The sequence below is a fragment of the uncultured Thalassospira sp. genome (genome assembly GCF_963976115.1).
GTDB lineage: Bacteria > Pseudomonadota > Alphaproteobacteria > Rhodospirillales > Thalassospiraceae > Thalassospira.
Map to the genome: position 1 here is coordinate 1 of NZ_CAXBJJ010000002.1, position 25,284 is coordinate 25,284.

15 protein-coding genes and 3 CRISPR repeat arrays (1 of these 18 only partly in view) are annotated in these 25,284 nt (G+C 52.0%); of the genes, 12 read left to right on the forward strand and 3 right to left on the reverse strand.

Annotated elements, in window-relative coordinates; all coding sequences use genetic code 11:
- From AAC086_RS02065 to AAC086_RS02105, 9 genes are all read left to right on the forward strand, one after another.
- A partial coding sequence (locus AAC086_RS02065; protein WP_339774671.1) for a hypothetical protein occupies positions 1–614 on the forward strand: 614 nt, incomplete at its 5' end.
- The gene (locus AAC086_RS02070; protein WP_339774674.1) at positions 607–1,146 is read left to right on the forward strand and encodes a hypothetical protein; all 540 of its coding nucleotides are present in this window, start codon (positions 607–609) and stop codon (positions 1,144–1,146) included. The genes AAC086_RS02065 and AAC086_RS02070, both read left to right, overlap by 8 nt.
- A gap of 3 nt (positions 1,147–1,149) precedes the next feature.
- Positions 1,150–1,341, forward strand: coding sequence for a hypothetical protein (locus AAC086_RS02075; RefSeq protein WP_339774675.1), 192 nt, complete (start codon positions 1,150–1,152; stop codon positions 1,339–1,341).
- Positions 1,342–2,086: 745 nt separating this feature from the next.
- The gene (locus AAC086_RS02080) at positions 2,087–2,569 is read left to right on the forward strand and encodes a hypothetical protein (RefSeq protein ID WP_339774678.1); all 483 of its coding nucleotides are present in this window, start codon (positions 2,087–2,089) and stop codon (positions 2,567–2,569) included.
- Positions 2,570–2,598: 29 nt separating this feature from the next.
- The gene (locus AAC086_RS02085; protein ID WP_339774679.1) at positions 2,599–2,769 is read left to right on the forward strand and encodes a hypothetical protein; all 171 of its coding nucleotides are present in this window, start codon (positions 2,599–2,601) and stop codon (positions 2,767–2,769) included.
- The gene (locus AAC086_RS02090; protein ID WP_339774680.1) at positions 2,770–3,795 is read left to right on the forward strand and encodes a hypothetical protein; all 1,026 of its coding nucleotides are present in this window, start codon (positions 2,770–2,772) and stop codon (positions 3,793–3,795) included.
- Between the two features lie 21 nt (positions 3,796–3,816).
- Positions 3,817–10,467, forward strand: coding sequence for a S8 family serine peptidase (locus tag AAC086_RS02095; RefSeq protein WP_339774682.1), 6,651 nt, complete (start codon positions 3,817–3,819; stop codon positions 10,465–10,467).
- A gap of 27 nt (positions 10,468–10,494) precedes the next feature.
- On the forward strand, positions 10,495–12,696 hold the full coding sequence (locus AAC086_RS02100) for a type I secretion system permease/ATPase (protein ID WP_339774685.1): 2,202 nt from the start codon (positions 10,495–10,497) through the stop codon (positions 12,694–12,696).
- Positions 12,680–14,131 (forward strand): HlyD family type I secretion periplasmic adaptor subunit, encoded by a 1,452-nt coding sequence (locus tag AAC086_RS02105; RefSeq protein WP_339774687.1) that lies wholly within the window; start codon positions 12,680–12,682, stop codon positions 14,129–14,131. Before AAC086_RS02100 ends, AAC086_RS02105 begins: the two co-directional genes overlap by 17 nt.
- Before the next feature lie 165 nt (positions 14,132–14,296).
- Here the strand turns inward: AAC086_RS02105 and AAC086_RS02110 are convergent, their stop codons facing one another.
- Both AAC086_RS02110 and AAC086_RS02115 read right to left on the reverse strand, forming a co-directional pair.
- Positions 14,297–15,919, reverse strand: a complete 1,623-nt coding sequence (locus tag AAC086_RS02110; RefSeq protein ID WP_339774690.1) for a recombinase family protein — start codon at positions 15,917–15,919, stop codon at positions 14,297–14,299.
- A gap of 29 nt (positions 15,920–15,948) precedes the next feature.
- Positions 15,949–16,623 carry a BRO family protein gene (locus tag AAC086_RS02115; RefSeq protein ID WP_339774693.1) on the reverse strand — a complete coding sequence of 225 codons (675 nt, stop codon included), beginning with the start codon at positions 16,621–16,623 and terminating at the stop codon, positions 15,949–15,951.
- Between the two features lie 515 nt (positions 16,624–17,138).
- On the opposite strand from AAC086_RS02115, the gene cas6 reads away from it, so the two are divergent.
- A complete protein-coding gene (cas6, locus tag AAC086_RS02120; protein ID WP_339774695.1) occupies positions 17,139–18,023 on the forward strand; it encodes a CRISPR system precrRNA processing endoribonuclease RAMP protein Cas6 in 885 nt (294 codons plus the stop codon).
- 1,285 nt (positions 18,024–19,308) lie between these two features.
- Positions 19,309–20,116: direct repeats of the CRISPR family, unit length 37 nt; unit sequence GTCTCAATCCGCATTCATGCGGGCAGGGCGTCCGGAC.
- A gap of 349 nt (positions 20,117–20,465) precedes the next feature.
- Here the strand turns inward: cas6 and AAC086_RS02125 are convergent.
- Positions 20,466–21,086, reverse strand: a complete 621-nt coding sequence (locus AAC086_RS02125; protein ID WP_339774698.1) for a hypothetical protein — start codon at positions 21,084–21,086, stop codon at positions 20,466–20,468.
- Positions 21,087–21,179: 93 nt separating this feature from the next.
- A CRISPR array of direct repeats spans positions 21,180–21,711; the repeat unit is 37 nt; unit sequence GTCTCAATCCGCATTCATGCGGGCAGGCTATCCGGAC.
- Between the two features lie 236 nt (positions 21,712–21,947).
- On the opposite strand from AAC086_RS02125, the gene cas1 reads away from it, so the two are divergent.
- Both cas1 and cas2 read left to right on the forward strand, forming a co-directional pair.
- Positions 21,948–23,942 carry a CRISPR-associated endonuclease Cas1 gene (gene cas1, locus AAC086_RS02130; protein WP_339774700.1) on the forward strand — a complete coding sequence of 665 codons (1,995 nt, stop codon included), beginning with the start codon at positions 21,948–21,950 and terminating at the stop codon, positions 23,940–23,942.
- Positions 23,943–24,701: 759 nt separating this feature from the next.
- Positions 24,702–24,992, forward strand: coding sequence for a CRISPR-associated endonuclease Cas2 (gene cas2, locus AAC086_RS02135; RefSeq protein WP_339774703.1), 291 nt, complete (start codon positions 24,702–24,704; stop codon positions 24,990–24,992).
- A gap of 32 nt (positions 24,993–25,024) precedes the next feature.
- Positions 25,025–25,284: direct repeats of the CRISPR family, unit length 23 nt; unit sequence TCAATCCGCATTTATGCGGGCAA; it runs 129 nt beyond the window's last position.

Sequence of the window (25,284 nt, forward strand, 5' to 3'; positions counted from 1 at the left end):
TGCATGAGTTGCGCCAGGCGGCGGAATTTCTTGAACGGAAGATAGAGTCCGCCCGTGAACAGGCGAAGGCCGAACGAGATGATCTGGCGACGATGAATGTGTCAGAAGAGGTGACAAAAGAGTCCGGGGTGGTGGACAATTCTGTCCCCCTTAAATCCTACAAGTTAAATCCCGGTTCTACGAACCTTGTACAAAGCGGGGCTGCGCAGGCAACGCCCGGACAGAGATCGTGCCCGACAATTTCCAGTCTTGATGTGGATCGGGAGATCCTGTTTTTGATGGTTCAGGCTTCGCCGACCTTGCAAAAACAGCTTACGGCAGCGGAGCTGTGCGACCTGATGGGACCGGAACCGTCTCGTGCCTCCATTCAGGCGGTTGCCACGGCAGTCAAATCGACTCTTTCCCGCCAGATCAAATTGCGGCCCGCTGTCTGGCAGGTGGCTTTGGCCAAACATGGCTGGGCGGCGCTGGCCGCTGTGATGGTGGCGGTTGACCGGCAGGGTGTGCGCGATCCGGCGGGCTATCTCTATGCCATGCTTAAATCGGCCCGTTTGCGCGATACCGTGCGCCATAATTTACGCGCCATTGAGCAGCAGGAGAGTGGTCGTGCATGATCTTCTTCCTGCCGTAAAACATCCTTCTGACTGCCAGCTTTTATTCGCCCGCAAGGCCCGGGGACTGGCGCATTTGAGGCGCTGGAACGGGGCTTGTGATGTCTCTGTCGCCCAGCATTGTGTGATGGCGTGCGACAACGTTTCTCAGCGGGCCGCGCCCTATGCCCTGATCCACGACATCGAGGAAGATGAAACCGGGGACTTGCTCACACCGGTTAAGCAGAAGATGCGGGAGCTTGGGATATGGCACCGTTTTGAAGCGGAGATCGTGCTGCCGATCCGCAAGTCTTACACGGAACTTGCCGGGTTGAATTGGCCGTGGCCTGCCGATGTGGTGGCGGAAGTTGCCAGCATTGATCAGCGTTTGCAGGTAACGGAATATCGCGATGCGGTTGACCTGGGCCTGGTGCGCGGCTTTGTGCCGCGTTCGGTCGCACCTTTGCTGGAATATTTGCTGCCCTGGAGCCCGCAAAAGGCCGAGGTGCAGTTTCTGGATCGCGCCGGGCGACTGTTTCCGGCGTGGGAGGGCTGAACAATGGATTGTGCAATCCACAAACTGGCCGAAGCCCTGCCAAGTGTTGAATTTTATGGCGAATTACAAAAAGCTTTCAGTCATTTCAATGAAGGTCTGTTTGAGAACAAACTGCCAGCCTGTCTGATCACCTTGCAGCGTGAGAAGAATACCTATGGCTATTTTTCGTCCGAGCGGTTTGTCAGCAGTGAATGAAATTATTTCCATGATTGTCAGAAATCTGGTTGTTGTGTTCGTCATAGTCTCAGGATGCAAAACTCCGAACTGTATTTGATTACAGATGAAGTAATTAAAAAGTTCAAGGAAAAATGTTAAAAATCAGACGTTTGCCGAGGGTTTCTGCAATTCGTGATGAATTGTTTCGAGCCATAAGGATATCAATCAAGTGGTCATGGTGGTCCATAGGGAAGGTGTCGTGGCTGTGACCGTTTTTGACTTAAAATGTAGGATACTACCCATTTGAGCAGTTGATAATTTCAAATTTAGAATTAAGCTGGTTTTTAATAATGATTTTGATTCTTACTATCATCTGCGCGGCGAAAATCTGATTTTCCGAACCAGAAATGCAGCCGTTCTTTGTCCGTATGGAAAGGTCGAAAGCTTGATGAATGTAAAGTCTGTCGTGCTCTCTGTATGGCTGTTTTGCTGTTTCTTTGCGGAAAAAGCTCTCAGCCAGGAGATTCCGGATGACGTGTTCGATTGTCCGGCCCGGATTTCGCCGGATAATCCGCGTCGGGAAAAGACTTTTCACGGATATTACGGGACCGGGGGCATCCCGCTGGACCAGTTGATCACGATTCAATATTAGGGGCAGAATTATCGCCTGCCGGTAGGATATCTGGATCCCTGGCCATCAATTTTTTTCAAGTCCGAATATGGTCATGAGGGGCATGATTTTGACAAGCCGTGGCGGAGTTCACAAATAAAAATCGCCTTCTGGATGCCATCCAGACGTTATGTCGAACGGGTCAGTCCTTCGTTTCGGCCTTGTGAAAATGGTCGGCCACGCCCAGCTAAAAATGAATTTGTTGTGCATGCAAATCTTCAATCCCCTCCAGTTCATCCTAATTGGGGGATTACATACCCGCGTCAAATGATGAAAAACCTTTATCGACTTACGGATTGGCAAATAGATTCTGAGAGAGAAAAATATTTTGAAAGTCATTATGGCCTCTTGTCTTATAAATTAACAAAAAATAGAAATTTTGATCAATTTTTTAAAATAAGCGGAAATATCCAAATTCAATTGATGTGTTGGCGTACAGACGAGGACAGGTCTGTGGCAAACCCTAGCTGTCATGGCCACTTGTTTAACTTGAATGACGGACTTCATTTTTTTGTTTTTTTTCCTTCCTATCAATTGAGTGAATGGAAAGAAATTTCCGAGGCAATTCTGGATGTTTATCATAGCTGGAAGCTTTGAAAACGGCATTAATATTGAGGAAGCGGGTAATGAGCAATTCCAATGATAATCAGTTTCTTTTAAGCCAGCCGATAATCGAGGAATTGTCTCTGGTTACCGCCGGTGGTACTGCCGACTACTACAAGGCTTACGCTGTTATTAGTCGAGATGTCTCGAATGGAAATATCTCGATTGGTAAAAATAGCATTGGTAAGATTTAAATGTTTTGTTTTGTTTTTTTTAAAAAAATGATTTTTTCATTTATAATAGCAGTCGTTGCGATTGCTGTTATGGGGGGTGGGTTGTCCAAATCGTATGCGATGTTTTTTGATAATGACCCGGTTTATGGCGACCCTTCGTTTTCGCCTGACGGGAAAACACTGGTATTCCGGGAGCGAAATGTGAGGGGGAAGAACGGCCTTGGTTTTCTGGATATTGAGACCAATGTTCATACCTTTATGGAAACCCCTGAAAACTCCAGACTTTCCTATCCATCATTTTCGCCTGATGGGAAGCACATTGTAGCGTCAAAATCTTACGGTCCCAATCAGTCACAGATTGTTGTTCTTGATGCCAATGGTAGGGAAGAGGTAGAGCTTACTGAAGGAAAAGGCTGTCGTACTACTCCCAGTTTCTCTCCAAATGGTAATAAAATTCTATTTGTTTTTTCTCCATTACCCGAAACGGGATCGACAAAAAAATGTGTGGACCAGGATATTTTCGAAATTGACTTGGTTTCAGGGGATATCAGGCAGTTAACTGATTTTCAGTTTTACCAATTGTTGTATCCTCAATATTTTCCCGATGGAGAGAGGTTTATTTTTTCGGGTGATGGGCCACGAAAACCTATTGGTTATCGTGAATATGAGAGAAAATTTGGAGCAAATTTTATTTTTATAATGTCACTGGATCACCAAGAATTGGTGCCTGTAGTGCAAGGGTACCCTTATTCAACCAAACCATCGATAAGCAGGCGCGGGGATATCATTTTTATGGCGGTGACTAACCGCATTGATAATGCTCGAGGCTCCTGGAATTATGATTTGTTTTCCTTATCTGGCGGGCAGGAAATAAGATTAACTAATTTGAAATCTTCAATATTGACTTATTCCATTTCGCCTGATGGGAGAAAAATTGTCCTGCTGGCGAACGATCACCCGAAACGTCGAGGGAATTATGAAATGTTTATCATGAATTCGGACGGAACGGGTTTACGCAGTCTTGGGCTCTCAGGGCGACTGAATTAACAATAGTTTAGGGGAACTGTCATGGGGATGACCGATATTATTGTACCCACCTACGGAATGTATGGTGGTCCAGGCTGGACTGGCGGTACTCGCGACAAAGACCTCACGAAAGAAGATTATTTGGTCGAGCCAATCGATGATCTGGATCGATTGTTTCAGGCTCACGATAAGGCATATCGCGACGCTGCTGGTGATTCAGATTTGCAGCTCGAAGCAGACATTATCCTTTTAAATGCAATGTGGGACATGACGCCGGAACAATTGTCGCAGCTTGATTTTGAAGGTTTACGCTATCGGCAATTGGCCATTACCGGATTTGAAGCGAAAGTCGGTTATAATGATGGTCTTGATTCGGCTCCAGAAGCTCTTCTTATCGCCGGATTGGGAACAACGGCGTTTGTTGGTGCGGTTGCCGAGCATCTCACGGATTTGGTTGAATTAATTGGTTCCGGCCTTAGTTCGTTCGTTGACGTCATTGTTGCCGTGTTTGATCCGATTGTAGATGCAATTTTGTCTTTGGGAACGGCTATTTCCGACTTCTTCACAAGCGTGTTCGGGACCGATTTTGGCGAAACGTCAGTTAACCTGGATCCGATTACCATTACGGCAGAAGACCTTAGTGAGAAATCGAAGAATTTTGAAGTTCATTACAGCGAAACGGCGAGCTGTTTTGTTGCGGGTACGGCCATTCTGCTTGCGGATCATACCGAAAAACCCATTGAACAAATCGTTGTCGGCGACCGGGTTTTGGCGTTTGAGGGGGCCGGTGCGGTTACGGCCTCAACTGTCAGCGAAGTATTCGTGCATCAAAACAGGCCCATTCTCAGCCTGACCGTTCGCCTTGCCTCGGGTGCCGTTACGACACTTGAGGCGACGGGGGAGCACCCATTTTTTGCCGAAGGCGGTGTTTTCAGGGAATTGGAGACGCTGGCTGTTGATGACCTGATTTATGATCATGAAGGTAATTTCGCCGAGATAGTTTCGCTGGAAGAAACGGGGCGCAAGGAAACCGTTTACAATTTTACGGTTGACCAGTTTCACACCTATATTGCCGCCGGTTTGCGTGTTCATAATAAAAGCAGTGTTGGTGCACCGCCCGTTGTGCTTGATCTGGACGGGGACGGGTTTGATCTTGTCCAGCTTGAGAATTCGGCGGTTTTTTATGATCTGGATAATGACGGGTATCTGGAAAATACCGGTTGGGCCGGGGCCTCTGACGGTATTCTGGCGCTGGATCTTGCTGCAGATGGAACCGCGGGGCCGGATGGGGTGATTTCTCGTGCCGACGAGATTGTTTTTACCTTTCATGCCGATGGGACAACCAGTGATCTCGAAGCTCTTGCTGTTGCGTTTGACAGTAACCAGGATGGCAAGCTGACATCCGAGGATGCCAGGTGGTCGGAGTTTCGTGTCTGGCGGGATCTGGATCAGGATGGTGTTAGCGATGCGGGTGAAATATATACGCTCGATGAGCTGGGCATTACCGAGATTAACCTGGCGGGAACGCCGGTGCAAGACCCGGAAGCGGGACCGGACAGCACAAGGATTGGTGCGATTGCAACCTATCTGGATGAAGCAGGCAGCGGTTTTGTCGGGGATGCTACCTTTGTCTATAGCGAATTTGGTTATCGTATTCGAAACAGCAATATCCTCGAGCTTCAGGCGGATAGTGGCGATTATCGTTATCTTGTTGATGGCATTGACCATGACGTGACGATTACTTCAACCGACAGCAAAGGCATTTTCGGGGCATCGGGGAATGATCGTATTTCGGCGTCCGGTGTGTCTCGTGACATCCTGATAGATGGTGGGGCCGGAAACGACATTATTATTGGTGGCCAGGGCGATGACTGGCTGAGTGGTGGCAGTGGGGCGGACACGATTTATGGCGGGGCAGGCCATGACGTGTTGTTTGCTGACAGTGCCAATGATGTGCTCAATGGCGGTAGTGGTAATGATATTGCCTTATATCACACAGCCGATGACGTCGAACTTGATCTGGGTGCCAGCAGCATTGAAATGGTGCGTGGCGATACGGGCAATGATTATTTCCATGCAACGGACAGCTTTACCGCCGACCTGGTGATGGAGGGCGGTGAGGGTGCCGATACGCTTGTCGGGGGCGGCGGAGATGACCTGCTTTCCGGTGGGGCAGGTGCGGATACCTTATTTGGCGGAGCTGGCGATGATCAGCTTTTTGTCGATGCCCAAGACGTGGCGAGCGGCGAGATCAATGGCGGATCGGGCAATGACCGTCTGTATGTTACCGATGATACCGGTATCGAGCTTGATGCGACGGGACTGTCTGTTGAGCATGTCTATGGCAATAATGGCAATGATACGCTGCGCTATGACGGGGTGGAAGGTATTGCCCTTGATGGTGGGCGCGGGAACGACACGCTGATCGGCGGTGCTGGCAATGATATTTTACAGGGCGGATTGGGACATGACCTGATCAATGGTGGGGCAGGTGAAGACACTGCCGTGTTTATGGGAGTCTTTAGTGATTATCAGATTACCCGTAATCAGGATGGATCGGTAACAGTTAGCGACAAGCGCCCGGAAGCCTGGGGCGATGAAGGTATCAATACTATCATTGATACCGAAAAGCTTCAGTTCCTGGACCGCACGGTATCCCTGGATGGAGAGAACAACGCACCGATTGCAGAACGCTGGAACTGGTCGCGGACATATAAAGACACAGCAATTGTTGTCACCGCACAGGATTTACTCTCATCTGCCGGTGATTTTGATGGCGACGGAGTCAGCGTTAAACTGGCTGGAAATGCCCGGCATGGCACGCTGGTTTCCGATGCCAATGGCAATGTCGAATTTACGCCGGACGAAGGGTATGTCGGGCGGGCGATGTTTGATTATGTGCTGACAGATGCTGACGGCGCCGAAACTGTGGCGACGGCTTATGTCAATGTGTTGTCCGATAAACCCACGGACGACCTTTTTGGCAATCAGTGGCATCATGGTGCCATTAATGCCGATGAAGTTTGGGAGGATTATACCGGCGCAGGTGTTCTGGTTGGGATTGTCGATAACGGTGTTGATTACACGCATCCGGATATAGACGATAATTACGATACGTCCAAGGATTGGGATTATCTGGACGGAGATGCAGATCCTTATCCAACATACAATAATGAGGGGCATGGGACAGCACTTGCCGGTATCGTTGCGGGCGAGCGTAACGGGCAGGGTATTGTTGGTGTAGCCTATGGTGCGACCGTGGCCGGAGCACGCGGAGCCGTTGGTCCTACGGGGGCCTGGACATGGTCAAAGTCGATTGCCTGGAATTCATCACATAAAGATTTTGACGTAACCAACAATAGTTACAGCTCAAAGATCTATTTAAAGATGAACTTTCTAGCCGATAGCAATCATCAACAAATTGCAAACGGCTTGAAGCTTGGTGCCGAACAGGGTCGGGGCGGCCTTGGAACAATTATGGTTTTTTCAGCAGGCAATGATCGCGCCGATGGATACGATGCCAATTATGATAATCGGTCTGGCTCCCGATATACAGTAGCGGTTGGCTCTGTGGCGATGGATCTGGCATATGCGTCTTATAGTGCTCCAAGTGCGGCAATGCTTTTGACAGCGCCAGGTGAGAACATTGACACAACCAACGCAACGGAGCCATATGGCTTCTTTGATGACGAGTATGCATATGCGTGGCTGGGGGGGACATCGGCTTCTGCGCCGGTTGTCTCTGGTGTTGCCGCGTTGATCCTTGAAGCCAACAGTGCCCTTGGCTGGCGCGATGTTCAGGAAATTTTTGCTCTCTCTGCTGTTCAGACCGATCCCGGCCAGGCGGACTGGGTCTGGAATGGGGCCACCAACTGGAACGGCGGGGGAATGCATGTCAATCATAATTATGGTTATGGTTTGATTGATGCGCGTGCCGCTGTTCGCCTGGCAGAAACCTGGACCAGGCAAAGTACATCGGCAAATGAGCAAAGTATTGTGGCAACCAGCTCTGCCACGGCAACCATCGGGGATGGCGGCAGCGTAGAACAGACGCTGAATATCGCATCCGATATCACCGTCGAGCAGGTCGAAGTCGTTGTTGATATCACACATCCGCATATTGGTGATCTTGTCATCACGCTGATTTCTCCGGATGGTACCGAAAGCATTCTTATGAATCGTGCGGGTAAGAACCCGGATGATCCGAATGATACAGGTCTTGATACGGCCAATTTGCATTATACCCTCAATTCTGTCCGGCACCGGGGAGAAGCAGCCGATGGTGCCTGGCGGTTAAAAGTGGAAGATGCCAATGGCAATGATTTGTCTGGCACGCTGAATTCATGGACGTTGTCGCTGTATGGTGCTGCCGCCGACATCAACGACACCTATTTCTTTAGTGATGAATACAAGAATTTCTCAGAGCGGGATGACGCCGACCGACGGATGCTTGATGATCATGATGGCGGCATTGATGCCATTAACGCTGCCATGGTCCGGTCTGATATTTTTGTCGACCTGAATGCCGGTGCGACATCATGGATCGCGGAAAACACCCTTACCCTGAGCGAAACAGCCGAGATCGAGAATGTTTATGCCGGGGACGGTTTCGACGAACTCCATGGCAACGAGCTGGACAACCTGCTTTCGGGTGGTCGGGGGGATGATACCCTTTACGGCGCGACCGGCAATGACACCCTGGATGGTGGAGCTGGAGACGACACGCTTTTGGGAGATGTTGGCGCGGACGTTTTAATTGGTGGAGAGGGCAGAGATACAGCCGATTACTCTTCGTCTCTGGAAGCGATTAACATCAATCTGACCGAGGGAAGGGGATCGGGAGGCGATGCCGAGGGCGATCAGCTTGTCAGTATCGAAACAATTATTGGTACAGACCAGGGTGATACACTTATCGGCGATGCGTTTTCCAATGCCCTTTATGGCGGGGCAGGTGATGATATCCTTTCAGGGAATGGTGGGGTCGATTATCTGGATGGTGGCACCGGGTTTGATATTGCTGTCTTTACGGGTAGCCTGAATGACTATCAGCTTGTTCAGACAGGAGTTGGTGCCTGGAATGTAGGCCTGCTTGATGCAGAAAGTGGACAGTCCGGGTATAGTGAACTTGTTAATATTGAACAGATCATGTTTGACAATGAAGTTGTTTACCTTGATGGCACGGTAAATAACCGGCCTGTTGCCTTTGGAGGCACCGTCCAGATCGAGGCAGGCAGCACAATCGAACACTATTTGCATGGTACTGACCTTGACGGGGACGCCCTGACCTTTGAACTGGTTGAAGGTCCGACACATGGCGCACTAACGTTAAATTCTGATGGTTCCTATAGCTACAATGCTTTACCCGGTGATACGGCGGATGACAGCTTCGTTTACCGCGTTACAGATGAGGATGGACTGTCGGCTGAGGCGATCACTCATATTAACCAGATCGTACAGAATCCCTTTGTGAGCTTTCCTGATACAACTTCATCTTTAAGCAGATTGCAGGAGGCTGACGGCGACTTAACAAAATGGACCTTTTCTTCGTGGGTGGATTTGAGTTTAGGCTACGAAAGTCAGATATTAATGTCGTCCTATGGTGATTCAGGTTCTTCAGGGCTGACCGTCATTTCTGTTAATGATGATTATACTGTAAATGTAACAAAAGCAGATTTCTCTCAGCCAGCATTCGGTATGTCTTATTCTTTTGATTTACCCAGTGATGTGTTTGATCGTAAATCTAATATTGTGGTGTCTTTCTCAGATTATTTAGCTGAAGGTTATGAAGTCAAAGTCTGGGCTGATGGCATTCAGTTAGGTTCGTCGAGTCAGGTGGCTGGGTATTATTATAAGCGTGGTGACACGATGAGCCACGTAAATGCCGACGGGTATTCCTTAGGTATTGGTTCGGCCTATGGGATCCAAACGTTTTATGGTGGCATGGCGCTGACAACATTGCTTGATGGAACCGCCGTAAACGATCCGTCACTTTTCGGTCATCAAACCAGTGACGGTGAATGGGTTCCAAGCGAAATGGGTAACATCGATTTTGGTGTTAACGGTTTTCAACTTGATTTCTCCGACAGTAATAATCTTGGTAATGACACAAGCGGAAACGGAAATGATTTTGCTTCTACCGACGTTGTGCGTGATGACAGTCTTGTAATTTCCGGGGAAGCCAAAGTGTTCGATGGTAACGGCGGGAATGACTGGCTGGAAGGAGACGCCTACGACAATAATCTGAATGGGCAAGCAGGTGATGATGTCCTTGCCGGGAGGGAAGGAAATGACACCCTGACGGGCGGGCAGGGTTCTGACAGATTTGTCTTCGGCGAAGGATATGATCAGGACGTTATAACTGACGCCGAAGCCAATGATACCCTCTCGCTGGAATCGGGACTGGACCGGGATGATGTCTGGCTGTTCAGGGATGATAACGATCTTGTCGTTCAATTGCTGGGTACAGAGGACAAATTAACGGTTGCGGGCTGGTTTGATGGTACGGGAAATCATCAGCTTGATCATATCGGGCTTTCGGATGGGGAACAGTTGGTTGCCGGGAATGTTCAGGCTCTTGTCGATGCTATGTCTGTCTTTGGCGTTGGCGATGTCAGTGCGGACACCCTTGATCATAACAGTACCGAGTTTAGCAATGTTCAGGCCGTTATTGCGGCAAACTGGCAGAGTATCTAATCGATCTTGGGGACCAGGGGCTATTTTGTGCCTGATGAAGATTTGGAGATATTCGTGGAAAACGGGGCGACCGAAAAACCGGCTGAATCAAGCTCGGTTGATACCGGCTTGCGAGCCCTTGTTACAATCCTGAGGTTCCATAACTTGCCAGCGGATATTGAACAAATCCGCCATCAGTTTGGCAATCCCGGGAAGCTATTTACAACTGATGATCTTTTGCTGGCCGCTCGGCGTTTGCAGTTAAAAGCACGGGTGGTCAGCACAAACTGGGAACGCCTGAAAAAAACAACATTACCCGCGATTGCTTCTTTGCAAGGGGGTGGTTTTGTTGTTGTTGCCAAACTGAACCCTGAAAAGTCGGTATTGTTGCTGCAAGATCCGGCCTCGGGCAAAGCAATTGCGGTTGCCCGGGACGAGTTTGAGCGAAAATGGAACGGGCAAATGCTGCTGGCAACCCGGCGGTCTTCGGTACTCGGTCGGGGTGGAAAATTTGATATATCCTGGTTTGTCAGTGCTCTTTCAAAATATCGGAAGATATTTGTCGAGGTGCTGGTTGCATCATTTTTTTTGCAGCTCTTTGCCCTTATCTCCCCGCTGTTTTTTCAGGTTGTCATTGACAAGGTGTTGGTACACCGGGGGCTAACAACGCTTGATGTTCTGGTCTTCGGGCTGATTGTTGTTTCCGTCTTTGAAGTTCTGTTAGGCACATTACGCACGTATATCTTTTCTCACACCACCAATCGGGTTGATGTCGAACTTGGTGCCAGATTATTTCATCATTTGATGGCCTTGCCATTAGGCTATTTTCAGGCACGCCCTGTTGGGCAAAGTGTTGCCAGGGTTCGTGAGCTCGAAAACATACGCAATTTCATTACCGGGTCCGCACTGACACTGGTGATTGACCTCTTCTTTACCGTCGTTTTCTTTATCGTCATGTGGCATTTCAGCCCCCTGCTCACAATGATTGTGTTGGGATCTATTCCGTTTTTCGTTGTCCTCGCGTTTGTTGTGACGCCGATATTACGTGCTCGGCTAGATGAGAAGTTTCAGCGCGGGGCCGAGAATCAGGCATTTCTGGTCGAGAGTGTTACGGGCGTTGAAACCTTGAAGGCGCTTGCGGTTGAACCGCAAATGCAACGTCGTTGGGAAGAGCAACTGGCGGGGTATGTTGGGTCCAGTTTCAGGACTGCCAACCTTGGTAATGTCGCGGGACAACTGACACAGTTAATTTCGAAAATTACGACGGCTCTCACGCTTTATTTTGGGGCGATGGCAGTTGTGCAAGGTGACTTGTCGGTTGGCCAGCTTGTAGCGTTTAATATGCTCGCCGGTCGCGTTACCGGTCCTATTTTGCGGCTTGCACAATTGTGGAATGACTTCCAGCAAGCGCGGATCTCGATTGATCGCCTTGGGGATATTCTCAATAGCCCGACGGAACCAACGTACAATCCTAACCGGTCCACCTTAAACCAGATTAAGGGGCATATTCGCTTTGATCAGGTAACTTTTCGCTATCGGATTGACGGGCCGGAAATTTTACGCCGGGTTAATCTTGACATCAGGGCGGGGCAAGTTGTCGGGATTGTCGGCCCGAGCGGGTCTGGCAAAAGTACACTGACCAAACTGGCTCAGCGTATGTATGTTCCGGAAAGTGGTCGGGTGCTTATTGATGGGATTGATCTGTCGATGGTCGATACCGCTTGGTTGCGGCGTCAGGTTGGGGTGGTTTTGCAAGAAAACATCCTGTTTAACCGTTCCCTGCGTGAAAACATTGCTCTTGCGGATCCCGGGATGCCGATGGATCGGGTTATCGAGGCTGCGGACCTTGCGGGTGCTCATGAGTTTATTTTATCTCTTCCGGATGGATATGACACGAAAATTGGCGAGCGGGGCTCGAACCTGTCTGGCGGGCAACGCCAGCGTGTGGCGATAGCACGGGCGCTGGTTTCCAATCCCCGTATTCTGATTTTTGATGAAGCCACCAGCGCGCTTGATTATGAGTCTGAAAAAGTTATCCAGGACAATATGCGCCGGATTTGTGAAGGCCGTACGGTCCTGATCATTGCTCACCGGCTGGCAGCTGTAAGACGTGCAGATCGGATTATCACGGTAGAAGAAGGTCAGGTCATTGAAGATGGTACCCATGAAGAATTGATCATTAAGGGAGGGCGTTACTCCAAGCTTTATAAATTGCAATCCGGGGCACTGTCTGATGTCGCAGCAGAATAAAGTGATGCGGTATGTTACGCTTGTATGCGACAGATTTGTTATCGGTTGTGACGTGTTTAAGGCAAGAATAACGACACTGTTTTCTCGACGAACCGGTTCGTCATTTGGCGCTGGAGGGCGTCATGAGAGGGAGTTTCTTCCGGCTGCGCTGGAAATAATGGAAACACCAGCCAATCCTCTTGGGCGTACAATTGCACTTTCACTGGCAGGTTTTTTTACAATCGCCATTGCGTGGGCGGTGATTGGTGAGATTGATGTGGTTGCGGTTGCGCAGGGACGCATTGTTCCGGCTGGTGGGGTGAAGCAGATTCAACCGCTCGAGATCGGGATCGTGCGCGCTATTCATGTGCGAGAAGGCCAACATGTTGATGCAGGAGACCTGTTGCTGGAACTTGATCCAACAGATAGCGAAGTGGATAAGGGACAGCTTTTATACGAGCGGGATTCATCCGCTCTTGAGATTGCGCGGTTACGGGCCTTTCTGGGGCAGCTTGATGTTGATGTCGTAGAGACATTGCCGCTTACGACTTTGTTAAATAGGGATATTTTGCAAATGGCCGAGCAAAAATTACAAAGTGATCTTTCGGCCTTTTCTGCCCAGATGGCATCGATGACAGCGGAAGCGGCCAGGCGGAAGGCTGAGCGTGCATCTATCCAGGCGGAAATTGCCAAACAACGGGAATTGCTTCCGCTGCTCGTTGAGCGAGAAGGATCGCTTTCCAGGCTTGTAGCCGACGGTATTAGCACCAAACCAAAATGGCTTGAGATCAAACAACAGCTCATTGAAACGCAAAGCGATCTCGAAATATATCGGCACCGTCTGGAAGAAGCCGATGCCTCAATAACCAGCGGGGTCAAAGAAAGAGAGAATTTGGTTGCACAGACCCGGCAAAAGGCGCTTGAGCAACTTCTTGATGCAAAAAACAGGTTTGAAGAAGCAATTATTGCCCTCCGTAAGGCCGAGAACCGGGAAAACCGGCATCAGTTACGAGCCCCTGCAAGTGGCACGATTCAGCAACTTGTTGTCCATACTGTACGCGGGGTGGTCTCACCTGCTGAAACCCTGATGGTTCTTGTGCCTGATGATGTGTCTCTGGAAGTTCAGGCTCAATTGCTTAATAAAGATGTGGGTTTTGTTGCTGCGGGCCAGGAAGCGGTGATTAAAATCGACAGTTTTCCGTTTACACGTTATGGAAAAATTGATGGTGACGTCAAAAGTGTTTCCCGGGATGCCATTCAGAATGAAGATCTGGGGCTTGTTTATGACGCACGAGTTGTGATGCGAAAGATGGAAATCAATGCAGACGGGAGAAGGGTTAAGTTGGCTCCCGGGATGACGGTGGTTGTTGAAGTTAAAACGGGTAAACGCAAGATCATCGAATTTTTATTATCTCCTATTCTCAAATATGGAGATGAGGCGTTAAGAGAGCGTTGAATGTCGCTTTAGGAGTGCAAATTTCATTTTACCTCCGGTTTAGTTGATCCGTATGTTCTTTTGTGTGGATGTTGGCAGATGGGACTTGAAATCCTGCGATTACGCAATCAGGTTTGCGATCAATCGCCATGAAGGTCTGTTTGTAACCGGCAAAATTTTGCCGGTTTACTTCTTTTGGCCGAGAATACGTACCATGGCTGGAAAGTCATATTCAATCTCGCAGGTTCGATACCAGCGTTTGCCGTCCGGGTCCCAGTGCGCGGTGATGGTGTAGCTTTTCATCGTATTGCGCAACTGGGTAACAGCCTTGGGATCGCGGCTCCAGACCCGCAGTTTTTCGATGTTTTTGGCGAAACGCGAATGGATTTCCCGAATATTGGCGGGGGGTGACAGGTCGGCCAGGGCGCGTTTTTCCCGGTCGATATCAAGGCGGGTCAGGCGCATTTGTTCGGTATTGTCCTCGAACCAGGCCTTAAGCTCGGTGGTGTCGCTGCCCAGGCCAAAGGTGCTGAGCGCATGTTCGGCCCGATGGCGCAGTTCTTCAAGTTTCTGTTTTGACTTCTCGCGATGTTTTATGTGGCGCTGGCGTTTGCGCTGCATCTTGTCGTTTTCATAATAATCCGCAATGTCGCCGGGTTTAAGCCGCAGGGCCGCTGCCAGCACCGCTTCCATCAGATCGCTATAGCGGACCGAGCGATTGGCGCATTGATGATGCTTGCAGGAATAACGATCCCCCCAGTGCGCGCCCATTCTGATGCCGTGATGGGCGCATTTGAGGCGACCGCCAAAAACAGCCGCGACTTTGCCGCTGGTTTTAATCTGTCGTTCCCGCCAGTCGCGAATGCGCGATTTGGCAATGGCGTCGCTTTCGACCGGATCGCGCAATTTGATGGTTTCGCGATATTCGGCAGCCTTGCTGGAACGTTCATCCAGCATCGCCTGCACCGCATCGAAGGTTGCATCATCGATAATCTGCAATTCCGGGATCGGCACATGAATCCAGTCGCTTTGCGGGCGGATCACCGACAGCTTTTTGCCGGTTTCCGGGTTCTTGCGATAATGCATCCGGTTAAAGGTGACAAGGCCGCGATACAGGGTGTTGCGCAAAAGGCCGGTTTTGCGCACCCGTGTTCCCACCAGCGTGGTCGGTGCCCATTTGCCGCCAGAGGGGGCGGCAATGCCCATGCGGTCCAGCGCATTGCAGATATGGCGCAGTTTTTCGCCACTGTGATACAGGGCAAAGATCTTGCGGATGGTTTCGGCCTCGCTCGGAACGATTTTGCGCTTGCCATGCAAAAGGTCGCCATTCTCGTCCAGTCCGCGAACGATGTCGTAACCATAGGTGCGGCCACCCGGCACACTGCCACGCAACACAGCAGCCACCATGCCACGATGGGTCTTGTCGGACAGATCCTTCAGATACAGCGCATTCATCGTGCCTTTCAGGCCGATATGCAGCTCGTTGATCACACCTTCGCTGATGGTTTCGACTTCAATGCCGACAAAAACCATTCTTTTGAAGAAATGGGCGGTATCGGCCTGATCGCGGCTGATGCGCGAGAGGTCTTCGCAAATGATGCGGTCAAAGCGGTTATCTAAAGCCGCCATCAGCAGGCTGGCAATCCCGGGCCGGTTTTCCATCATCGCGCCCGAAAAGGCTTCATCGTGATAAATATCGGTGATCTGGTAGTTCTTGGCCTTGCAATAGGCTTCACATCTTGAAATCTGGTCATGGCTGCTGGTGGCCTGACGATCCGTCGAATGACGGGCATAAATGGCAACTCTCACGTATTCTGGCCTGATTGTGTTTTGGGTTTTTAGTGCTGGATCGACTGTGATGGGGCTGCCTCGGCTCCGCGGGCTTCATTGGCGAGCCGCCGCCGCCAGGCAACCCATTCAGGCGGGTATTTGTGGCTGGAGGCGAGAGGGGTGATAAAACCGGAAATTTCGTCATCGCCAAGAGAGGAATGCCGCACCAGAATATCGGCGGAACCGACAATGACCTGGTTTTCCATATTTTTTTCGGTGAACTGCTTTGCCAGGTCTTCATTTTGCGCCAGATTGTAGCGGTTCCAGCGATGGTTCAGGTCGTTTTCCCGTTCTTGAAGCTCGAGCATTTTTTGGGTGATGGTGTCATCGGTGCCCGATTGCGGAGAATTTTCACTCGTTCGATAAGCGCCGGTTTTTCGGATGCTGGGAAGAACTTCGTGCGCCAGCCAGTGCCTGAACTTTTCCGCAGCTTCGATCCGACTGGTAAAAATCAGTCGATAGATGCCGGTCTCGTTAATGATCGTCCGATTTGGGTTGCCCGGAATACCGTCACTGATGGTTACGGTATTTTTTTCATCATCTTTCAATCGCGAAATTGCTTTTCGTGAATTGGATAAACCTAAAGCATTGCACACATCGGAACCCAAAGCCCAAATCTGTCCATCAATTTCAACTGCCCGGAAATCAAGGTTATCGAACCTGAAAGTGAAGATTTCTGTCATGTAGATAGCCTCTCTGAAAATCAATTAAAAGTAGAAAATTATTAGCAGCAGACCTTTTTCATCATCCACATTGGAAGCCAAAGAGCAAGTTGGAAAATGGTTTTTCCTCATAGAGAAATAAATGGGATACTCATTTTAAATCAATGGTTTGCATGAGATTGCGGGAGTTTGCAGGAGATTGCATAAGATTGCAGGACTTTGCACGAGATTGCACAACTTTACCCTGTCGTGGGTCTGGCAGGACATGCTTGGTGGGACCACCAAGCCGCCCAGACGGGCGTCCTGCTTATTCGCATGGCAAGCCATGCTCAACGAAATGGTGTTATCATTCGATCAGAAAATTTCGGCGAGCCCAAAACCGGGTCAGCAGATATGGGGGTGCCCGGCGATAGATTGACAACTTTCGATGTCTGCCTGATTGTCTGGCGGCAACCCGTTTCTGGAGTAAGTCGTTGGCCGGTCAGTATGTTGAACCCCGAAAATCGCCAGAAGAGACATTTGGCCTGAGGGCCTATGTGAATGACGCAGCCGACAACCGCGTCACACTGGCGCATCTGGCAAGCACATGGCAGATGGCCCGGATTGGTGTGGTCTGCACCCGTGCCGCCGATCTGGCCCGCGTCCCCAACACCATCGCCCGGATACGCGGGGCATGGGGGCGCAAACTTGCCGAAGGCGCATCGGTTGAAGCGGTTGCCAAACAGCCCTGCCCGTGGCCAGCCCCCTGTGCCTATGACCTGTTTTTTAACAGTTTCGGGCGTGTTGACGGGCGGATTGAACTTCCCAAGCCCTTTGTGCTGTCGGCTGAGGCGGCTGGAGGGAACCTTGTGGTGAACCTGACCCTGTTTGGCATTGCCAGCGATTGGGCAGGCGAGGCCGCCGATGCCCTGGTGCGCGGGTTGCGCCATGGTCTGGACGAGGCCGGGAACAACCGCCGCCCGCTTGATGTTATCGACCGAAATATCGGGGTGTCCAGTGGCCTGCCGGTGGCGGATATGGCCAATGGGGCAAGCCTGGTGTTCACAAGCCCGGTGGTGGTGCGCAGCGGCGAACAGTTGCATGTGCGTCCGGCCAGCCTGATTAAAAGTCTGGGTAATCGTCTGGAGGGGCTGGCCCGCTGGCATGGCATGTCGATTGATCTCGACCCCGCCCGTTTTTCGCAGGAAGCCGAATTATTGGGCCACCATGCCGTTTGGCACATCGACGATCAGCCGGTCTGGCGCAGGGGATCCCTTGCCCAACAACGCCGCATGGATATGGCAGGTGTGCTGGGCACGCTGGCCCTGCCGCCGCTGTCGCCCTTTATGGCAACCCTGCTGTCCTTGGGGGCTTATGCGCATGTCGGGTCTCGCGCTGCTCTTGGCATGGGCCATTACCGGCTGGCGCTTTCGCCTTTTTGAAAATCGCAGATTTTGCCCGGCTGTTGTCGGGGAACAATGCCAGGAAGCCGGAAATTGCGTGTGTGGGTGTCCGGACACGTGCGATTGCCGACCATACGCCACATGGATATTGCTGCTACTGGCCTGATGGCCAGCATTCAGGGCTGGCGAGTTTCACCTGAATTTCCGGCAACCGCGCAAGAATTATATTTGGAATTTCAAAAATCCAGAGGCAGTTGCTGTGCCGCTGGTTGACCGTTTCAATCTGCATTGATGCGGGCAATGTGTCCGGACACAAGCCGGTCTTGCGGTGCCGTTATATCGCGCAGTTTCTTATCGAAGGGGAAAAAGCAGCCGGGCATAGCGGCGTTTGAATGGGGCGCGATGGCTGGGTCGGTGTGACGACATTCGATTCAAGCGAAGATTATATCAGGGATTTTCGCAACGGCATCTTGCCGTATCGGAGGGATTAAAGCACTTTTCCTTTAATATGACCCATTTTGCCAGCTCAGTCTGCCGCCTGACAAGGAGAAGTCCGTAGGGCGTAATGGGTTTACGGACAAGGATTTCGACGCGGCCAGGCGGCAGACTGCGCTGGCCCACAGGGTTTGATTTTGGCGGTGTTTGGCGGCGTTACACCGCTCGCCCGATGCGCCGCATCGCGCAGCGCGCTGTGCCTTGCCAAACGACACGCCAAAAACAAACAAAATGGGTCATATTAAAGGAAACGTGCTTTAAGGCCCGGTCGTCGCCGCGACCGAGCCGGTTTGCACATGAGGGAGCTCGGCGAAACAGTCTTCTCGTGCAATAACCCTGTTAAAAATTATAGGAGAAAGAGGTGGCTGGAGCAAGATTGCAGATATCGGATTCGGATCAAACGCGCAAGGCGCGGGGATGAATTCGATCTCCTTAAGTCTCGATCTGCATTGATGCGGGCAGGGTGTATGGATGCAATCAAAGCGCCCGATGAGATATGGCTTGCAGGCGAGTTTCACGGCGCAACCTATAAACCGGTTTTGCAGTGTCGTTATATCGCGCAGTTTCTGGTCGAAGGGGAAAAGCAGCCGGGCATTTCTGTGTTTGAATGGGGACGTGATGGCTGGACAAGGGGGGATGACATTTCAAACGGCAGAAGATTATCTGCGAGAGATTCGAATGGGTATCGGGCTGTATCGGCGTGCACAATAAAAACCGCAACGCTGACCCGTTGCGGTTTGCCAGGATCTGGGAGTTGAGGTCCGGTCAGGAACTGCCGACCCTATGACGCTTACACTTATAGGACAAAGACATAGCCGAGGCAAGTTTGGTCTCAATTCGCATTCATGCGGGCAGTGTGTCCGGACGATTGTCGGCGGTTCGGGTTCGGCCCCGGCGGAAGAGTCTCAATCCGCATTCATGCGGGCAGGGCGTCCGGGCCAATGGCGCGGTCGCCCTTCGCAAGGCCCTTCGGTCTCAATCCGCATTCATGCGGGCAGGGCGTCCGGACTCAAACTGGTCTCTCCTTCTGCTTGCGTACGCGTCTCAATCCGCATTCATGCGGGCAGGGCGTCCGGACTCGATCCTGTGCGGTTCACGCGATGATATGCAAGTCTCAATCCGCATTCATGCGGGCAGGGCGTCCGGACTCAGTGGATGGCGGAATGTCGCAAACGCACGCTAGTCTCAATCCGCATTCATGCGGGCAGGGCGTCCGGACAGTCCAGCTTTACCTGCCCCTGCTGTGATAAAGTCTCAATCCGCATTCATGCGGGCAGGGCGTCCGGACAAAGAAGGCAATGGAAGGGGACAACAACAAAGGGTCTCAATCCGCATTCATGCGGGCAGGGCGTCCGGACGGGGTAATTTAACGGATATATGTGTCGGCCATAGTCTCAATCCGCATTCATGCGGGCAGGGCGTCCGGACCTTGATATCGATTGGTCGAAAGATGCCTTTGCGTCTCAATCCGCATTCATGCGGGCAGGGCGTCCGGACACAAGCGGTTTTACGATCCTGAATTCTGGATGAGTCTCAATCCGCATTCATGCGGGCAGGGCGTCCGGACGGGATGGGGTGTCCAACCCTATGGATGAAGGCGGTCTCAATCCGCATTCATGCGGGCAGGGCGTCCGGACCGACCTTCTGGAATATCCTGATTTTTTGGGCAAAAAGCAACCGGTTTCCAACGGTGATGGGGAATTTCCCTTTGGTCGGCGTGTTTTTGCGCGGGTTTTGCGTGTCATTTTGGCAAAAATCATAATCATGGCAGAGGGTTATCATTTTTCCACGGGCGAATGGGCTGTTTTGGGTGTTTTGGGACTACCCGTGTGGGGCATTATGGCGGCTGGCAGGCGGAATGTCACGTCTGGCAGTCACAGGGGAGGGCGACAGTTTGCGGGTATATGGCGATGTCGCCCCCTTTGAAAGCGAAGAGGGCTATTGGCTGGTGTGATCGGCAGGCTGGTTGCAACAACCAAACCGGACTTAAGGGGTTTTGTCGTCGATACCGATCAGATCACAAAAGACCAGACGCTTGCCTGATTCCATATTGCGATAGAAATTAGCGTTATCACAAGACGGCCAGTGGGCAGACAGACCCAGGGCATAGTCGAGACGATCAAAAAACAGGTTGTAATCGCCAATGGTTGCACCAACGGTCGTGTTTCCGCCTATGGGTAAATGATCTTTAAATCTGGTTGAAACCGGTAAAGAAAACATGCCGACATTTGATTCTTCACTTTCGCCAAGCGTCACAGCTGTTTTGCCGTCTTCCTGTCGGGCGAGAACTTCAAAATATTGCCGTCCCCAGCCAGAAGAAAATACGGCAAAAAATGTCCACATGCGTGACGCCAGCAATCTGTCTTGTTGCATATTATAGATGAAGTCGCTTCCGTCCATCGCGTTAAACACAGTTTGCGCGGCATTGTAGATTTGATCGGGAGACTGGCTGTAGATCCGGGTTGCGGCGGTCTGGCGGTTTGCCTGTGTCTCGCGAATATTTTCCAGATTTTGCTGTGGTGCGGTTGCACAAGCAGATAAGGACCCTATGAGCATCAAAGCCGGTACTGCCTTTAACATCCCGATAATTCTTCCGGTTTTGGTCATGCAAGTTTAACTGCTGCTGTCAATTTTAAACCTCATTCATGCACTCAAGGCGTCCAGATCTATTTCCGTTTGCTATCAGGGCGATAGGGGAACGTCTCAATCTGCATTGATGCGGGCAGGGCGCCCGGACCCTGCGCGGTGCCAACCTGCGCCGTGCCCACCTGGTCTCAATCCGCATTCATGCGGGCAGGCTATCCGGACTCTATGTCGAGCCGGGTGCGACCTTCACCGCGTCTCAATCCGCATTCATGCGGGCAGGCTATCCGGACGCGCATATGGCAAATCCCGTCGAAACAGGTTTGTTAAAGTCTCAATCCGCATTCATGCGGGCAGGCTATCCGGACCCAACCGGACACGGCATTGTGGTGTATAACATTGTGTCTCAATCCGCATTCATGCGGGCAGGCTATCCGGACAAACAGCCGTGATTTTCGCACCAAACACTTAGTCTCAATCCGCATTCATGCGGGCAGGCTATCCGGACTGATGATTTTTATAAAGCAGGTATGAATGCTTTAGGTCTCAATCCGCATTCATGCGGGCAGGCTATCCGGACTCATTTCGTTATCATTGAATGTGTTGATACGCGTCTCAATCCGCATTCATGCGGGCAGGCTATCCGGACTGACCTCCTGCAATATCCTGATTTTTCGGGCAGAAAGCAACCGGTTTCCAAGAAGGGCGGAAAATTTCCCTTTGGTCCGGGTGTTTTTGCGCCGGGTTTGGGGGCGATTTCGGTGAAAAGCATAATCATGGCAGGTGCTTGCAAATTTTCCACGGGCGAATTGTGTTTTTAGGGGACTGATATATCCTTTGTCGCGGTCATTATTGCTCATTTTTCGTAAATACAGGAGGCCCGTTATGCCCGAAGACCTTTTTGCCGCACTGGTTGCGACCGATAATTTGGCGGCGGCGTGGGAAAAGGTGCGGCATAATGGCGGTTGTGCTGGCGGGGACGGGGAGACGATTGCGGAATTTCAGCGTCGCGGCGCAAGCCGCCTTGGGGCTTTGGCGGCCAAATTGCGCGACGGGGATTATCGCCCCGGCGAGTTGCGCCTTTTGCAGGTTCCCCAAAAGAATGGCGAGATGCGCCCGCTTGCCATTCCACCGGTTGAAGACCGTATCGCGCAAACCGCCTGTGCGCAGATATTATCGCCGATTCTGGACCCGCAATTTGAGGATGGCAGTTTTGCCTATCGTCCCGGTCGCTCTGTTATGATGGCGGTGCGGGCGGTTGAAAAATGGCGCAAGCGCGGGTTTACCCATGTGGTGGAAGCCGATATTGTGCGCTGTTTTGAACGTATTGCGCATCAGCCATTGCTGGCACGGCTGGAGCAGGGGCTGGGGCCGCGTCCGGGGGCTGGCCCTCTGGTTGATCTGGTGGGGGTGTGGCTTGAACATGCGGGCCTGGCATTTCAGACGCCCGGTATCGGGCTGCCCCAGGGCGCGCCGTTATCGCCGCTTTTGGCCAATTTGTATCTGGATATGTTTGACGATGCCCTGGATGCAAAGGGCATCGCCTTTGTCCGCTTTGCCGATGATTTTGTGCTTTTGTGCCGCAACGAAGCCGCCGCCCGGCAGGCGCTGGCGCATTCCGGTGCGGTTCTGGGGCGGTATGGTCTGGAATTGCAGTCTGATAAAACCGGCATTGTCGATTTTGACCGCAGCTTTGCCTTTCTCGGCCATTTGTTTGTCCGTTCCATGATCCTTAAGCAGGTTGGCGACCCGCAAGAAGACCCCGTTTCGGTGATGCAGGATGTTGCCGCCGCCGATCTGCAGGCCAGCCTTGACATGCAGCAGCAAAAAGAGGCCGAGGCTGAAGAACGGGCCAGTGGCTATGACCGGGGCCAGCGTGTGCTTTATGTGACCGAACCGGGGCGTCGCCTGGGGCTTCGCAATATGAGCTTTACGGTCAAAACGGCACAGGAGGACCGGGAGCTTTTGGCGATTTCCCATCAGCGGGTAGACCGGATCGACCTTGGCCCCGATGCGCGGGTCGATAGCGATGTGATCCGCCATGCGCTGGCGACAGATACCGGCATCTCATTTATGAACGGGCATGGGGAAACGCAGGGCTGGCTGTATCGCCCGCATCATGACCGTGCGGCGCTGCATCTTGCCCAGGCGGCGATTGTGCTGGATCCGGCGCGCGCCTTTGCGCTGGCGCGCTGCATTGTCAGGGCGCGGCTGCATAACCAGCGCGCCCAGCTGCACCGCCTGAACCGGCAGGCCAAAGATGCCGATGTTATTGTGGCAGCCCGCGATATGGGCCGCATGATCCGCAAATTGCCGGTAAATGGCACTGTTGCCAGTTTGCGCGGCCATGAAGGGGCGGCAGCGGCCCGGTATTGGCCCGCCCTTGGCCGGTTGTGCGCTCATGCCACACAACCTTTCCATCGGCAACGCCCCGCACGTGATCCGCTTAATGCCACGATCAATTATCTGACCGCGATGCTGACCCGCGATGTGCGGGCGGCGATTTTGGCCGGTGGCCTGCATCCCGGCTTTGGTGTGCTGCATGTCAGCACCGATGGCCATGAAGCCTGTGTCTGGGATGTGATGGAAGGGTTTCGCGCGCCCTTGACAGAGGGGCTGGCCGTGGCCCTGTTTAACCAGGGGCGGTTAAAACCGGAGATGTTTTCAAACCGCGATGACGGCACCTGCCATATCCGCCGGGAGGCGGTGCGGGCCATTATTCGCGGCTATGAAACCGCCGCCGCGCGCCTGGTTAAAAGCCCGCGGTCGGATCGCAAACTAACCTGGCGCAGCCTGATGGCCGAGGAAGCCCGCGCCTATGGCAAACACTGCCTGTCGCCCGCCGACACCGCCTTTGCGCCTTATCATATGGATTTTTGAGAAGGCCGCCCGGTATGTGGTTGTTTTGGCAGCAGGGATCCGCTTGCTGGCGATGAGGTAATGTGAGGCGGGCAGGGCGTCCGGACCATCAATTACTACAGCCAACAGAACATTGGCGCGTCTCAATCCGCATTGATACGGGCAGGGCGTCCGGACACAAGGTGTATCAGGAACAGCCGGAAGGGTTTGAAGAGTCTCAATCCGCATTCATGCGGGCAAGGCGTCCGAACCAACCATCAATCAACCATCAGTTAACCATCAAGGTCTCAATCCGCATTCATGCGGGCAGGGCGTCCGGACCTTGGAAGGTTACACCTTCGCTAAGCGGGTAAAAGTCTCAATCCGCATTCATGCGGGCAGTGTGTCCGAACGCGAACGTTGCGGCGGTGCTGGCTGAAGCATCTGTCTCAATCCGCATTCATGCGGGCAGTGTGTCCGAACCCAAGGAAACCCCGTTTCAGCTGTCAGAGGTGAGTCTCAATCCGCGTTCATGCGGGCAGGGCGTCCGAACACCTTCTGCAATATCCTGATTTTTCGGGCAAAAAGCAACCGGTTTCCAACGGAGATGGGAAATTTCCGTTTGGTCGGGTGTTCTTGCGCGGGTTTTGCATGTCATTTTGACAAAAATCATAATCATGGCAGGTGGTTATCATTTTTCCACGGGCGAACGGGCTGTTTTGGGTGTTTTTGGACGGCCCGTGTGGGCATTATGGCGGCTGGCAGGCGGAATGTCACGTCTGGCGAACAGGGGAGGGTGATATGGCACGCGGGGAGATGCTGACGGTTTTTAGTTATGACGTGTCGGACAATAAACGTCGTCGCAAGATTGCCCGGTTGCTGGAGGATGCGGCGACCCGGGTGCAATATTCGGTGTTCGAGGTTGCGATGGGCAAAGCCGATGCGAACAGCCTTGGCCAGCGCATCGCCGCCCTGTTGGGGGAGGGCGACAGTTTGCGGGTTTATGTCATCGGTGCCGATGGCCGCGCTCGCAGTCGTGTTTATGGCGATGCCGCCCCCTTTGAAAGTGAAGAGGGCTATTGGCTGGTGTGATGGGCTGGTTCTGAGGCCCAATTGATTCATCATGGCAGCGTCTCCCTGCGGGCAGGGTGTCCGGATTCAAGCTCAGTTGCCGTCTCTCAACAAAAGAAGTTTCAATCCGCATTTATGCGGGCAACGTGTCCAGACTCGCCGAACTCTTGCGTGTGAACGTGGGCGAGCGGTCTCAATCCGCATTTATGCGGGCAATGTGTCCAGACGAAGCAAAAGGCCAAGGGTAAGCAAAAGAACTATGTCTCAATCCGCATTTATGCGGGCAACGTGTCCAGACAAAACATCCCCCAAC

Bases quoted from the DNA above. Each gene is read 5' to 3' on its own strand.
- AAC086_RS02075 (WP_339774675.1), top strand. From the start codon at position 1,150: ATGGATTGTGCAATCCACAAACTGGCCGAAGCCCTGCCAAGTGTTGAA.
- AAC086_RS02080 (WP_339774678.1), top strand. From the start codon at position 2,087: ATGCCATCCAGACGTTATGTCGAACGGGTCAGTCCTTCGTTTCGGCCT.
- AAC086_RS02085 (WP_339774679.1), top strand. From the start codon at position 2,599: ATGAGCAATTCCAATGATAATCAGTTTCTTTTAAGCCAGCCGATAATC.
- AAC086_RS02090 (WP_339774680.1), top strand. From the start codon at position 2,770: ATGTTTTGTTTTGTTTTTTTTAAAAAAATGATTTTTTCATTTATAATA.
- AAC086_RS02095 (WP_339774682.1), top strand. From the start codon at position 3,817: ATGGGGATGACCGATATTATTGTACCCACCTACGGAATGTATGGTGGT.
- AAC086_RS02105 (WP_339774687.1), top strand. From the start codon at position 12,680: ATGTCGCAGCAGAATAAAGTGATGCGGTATGTTACGCTTGTATGCGAC.
- AAC086_RS02115 (WP_339774693.1), bottom strand. From the start codon at position 16,623: ATGACAGAAATCTTCACTTTCAGGTTCGATAACCTTGATTTCCGGGCA.
- AAC086_RS02125 (WP_339774698.1), bottom strand. From the start codon at position 21,086: ATGACCAAAACCGGAAGAATTATCGGGATGTTAAAGGCAGTACCGGCT.
- cas1 (WP_339774700.1), top strand. From the start codon at position 21,948: ATGCCCGAAGACCTTTTTGCCGCACTGGTTGCGACCGATAATTTGGCG.
- cas2 (WP_339774703.1), top strand. From the start codon at position 24,702: ATGGCACGCGGGGAGATGCTGACGGTTTTTAGTTATGACGTGTCGGAC.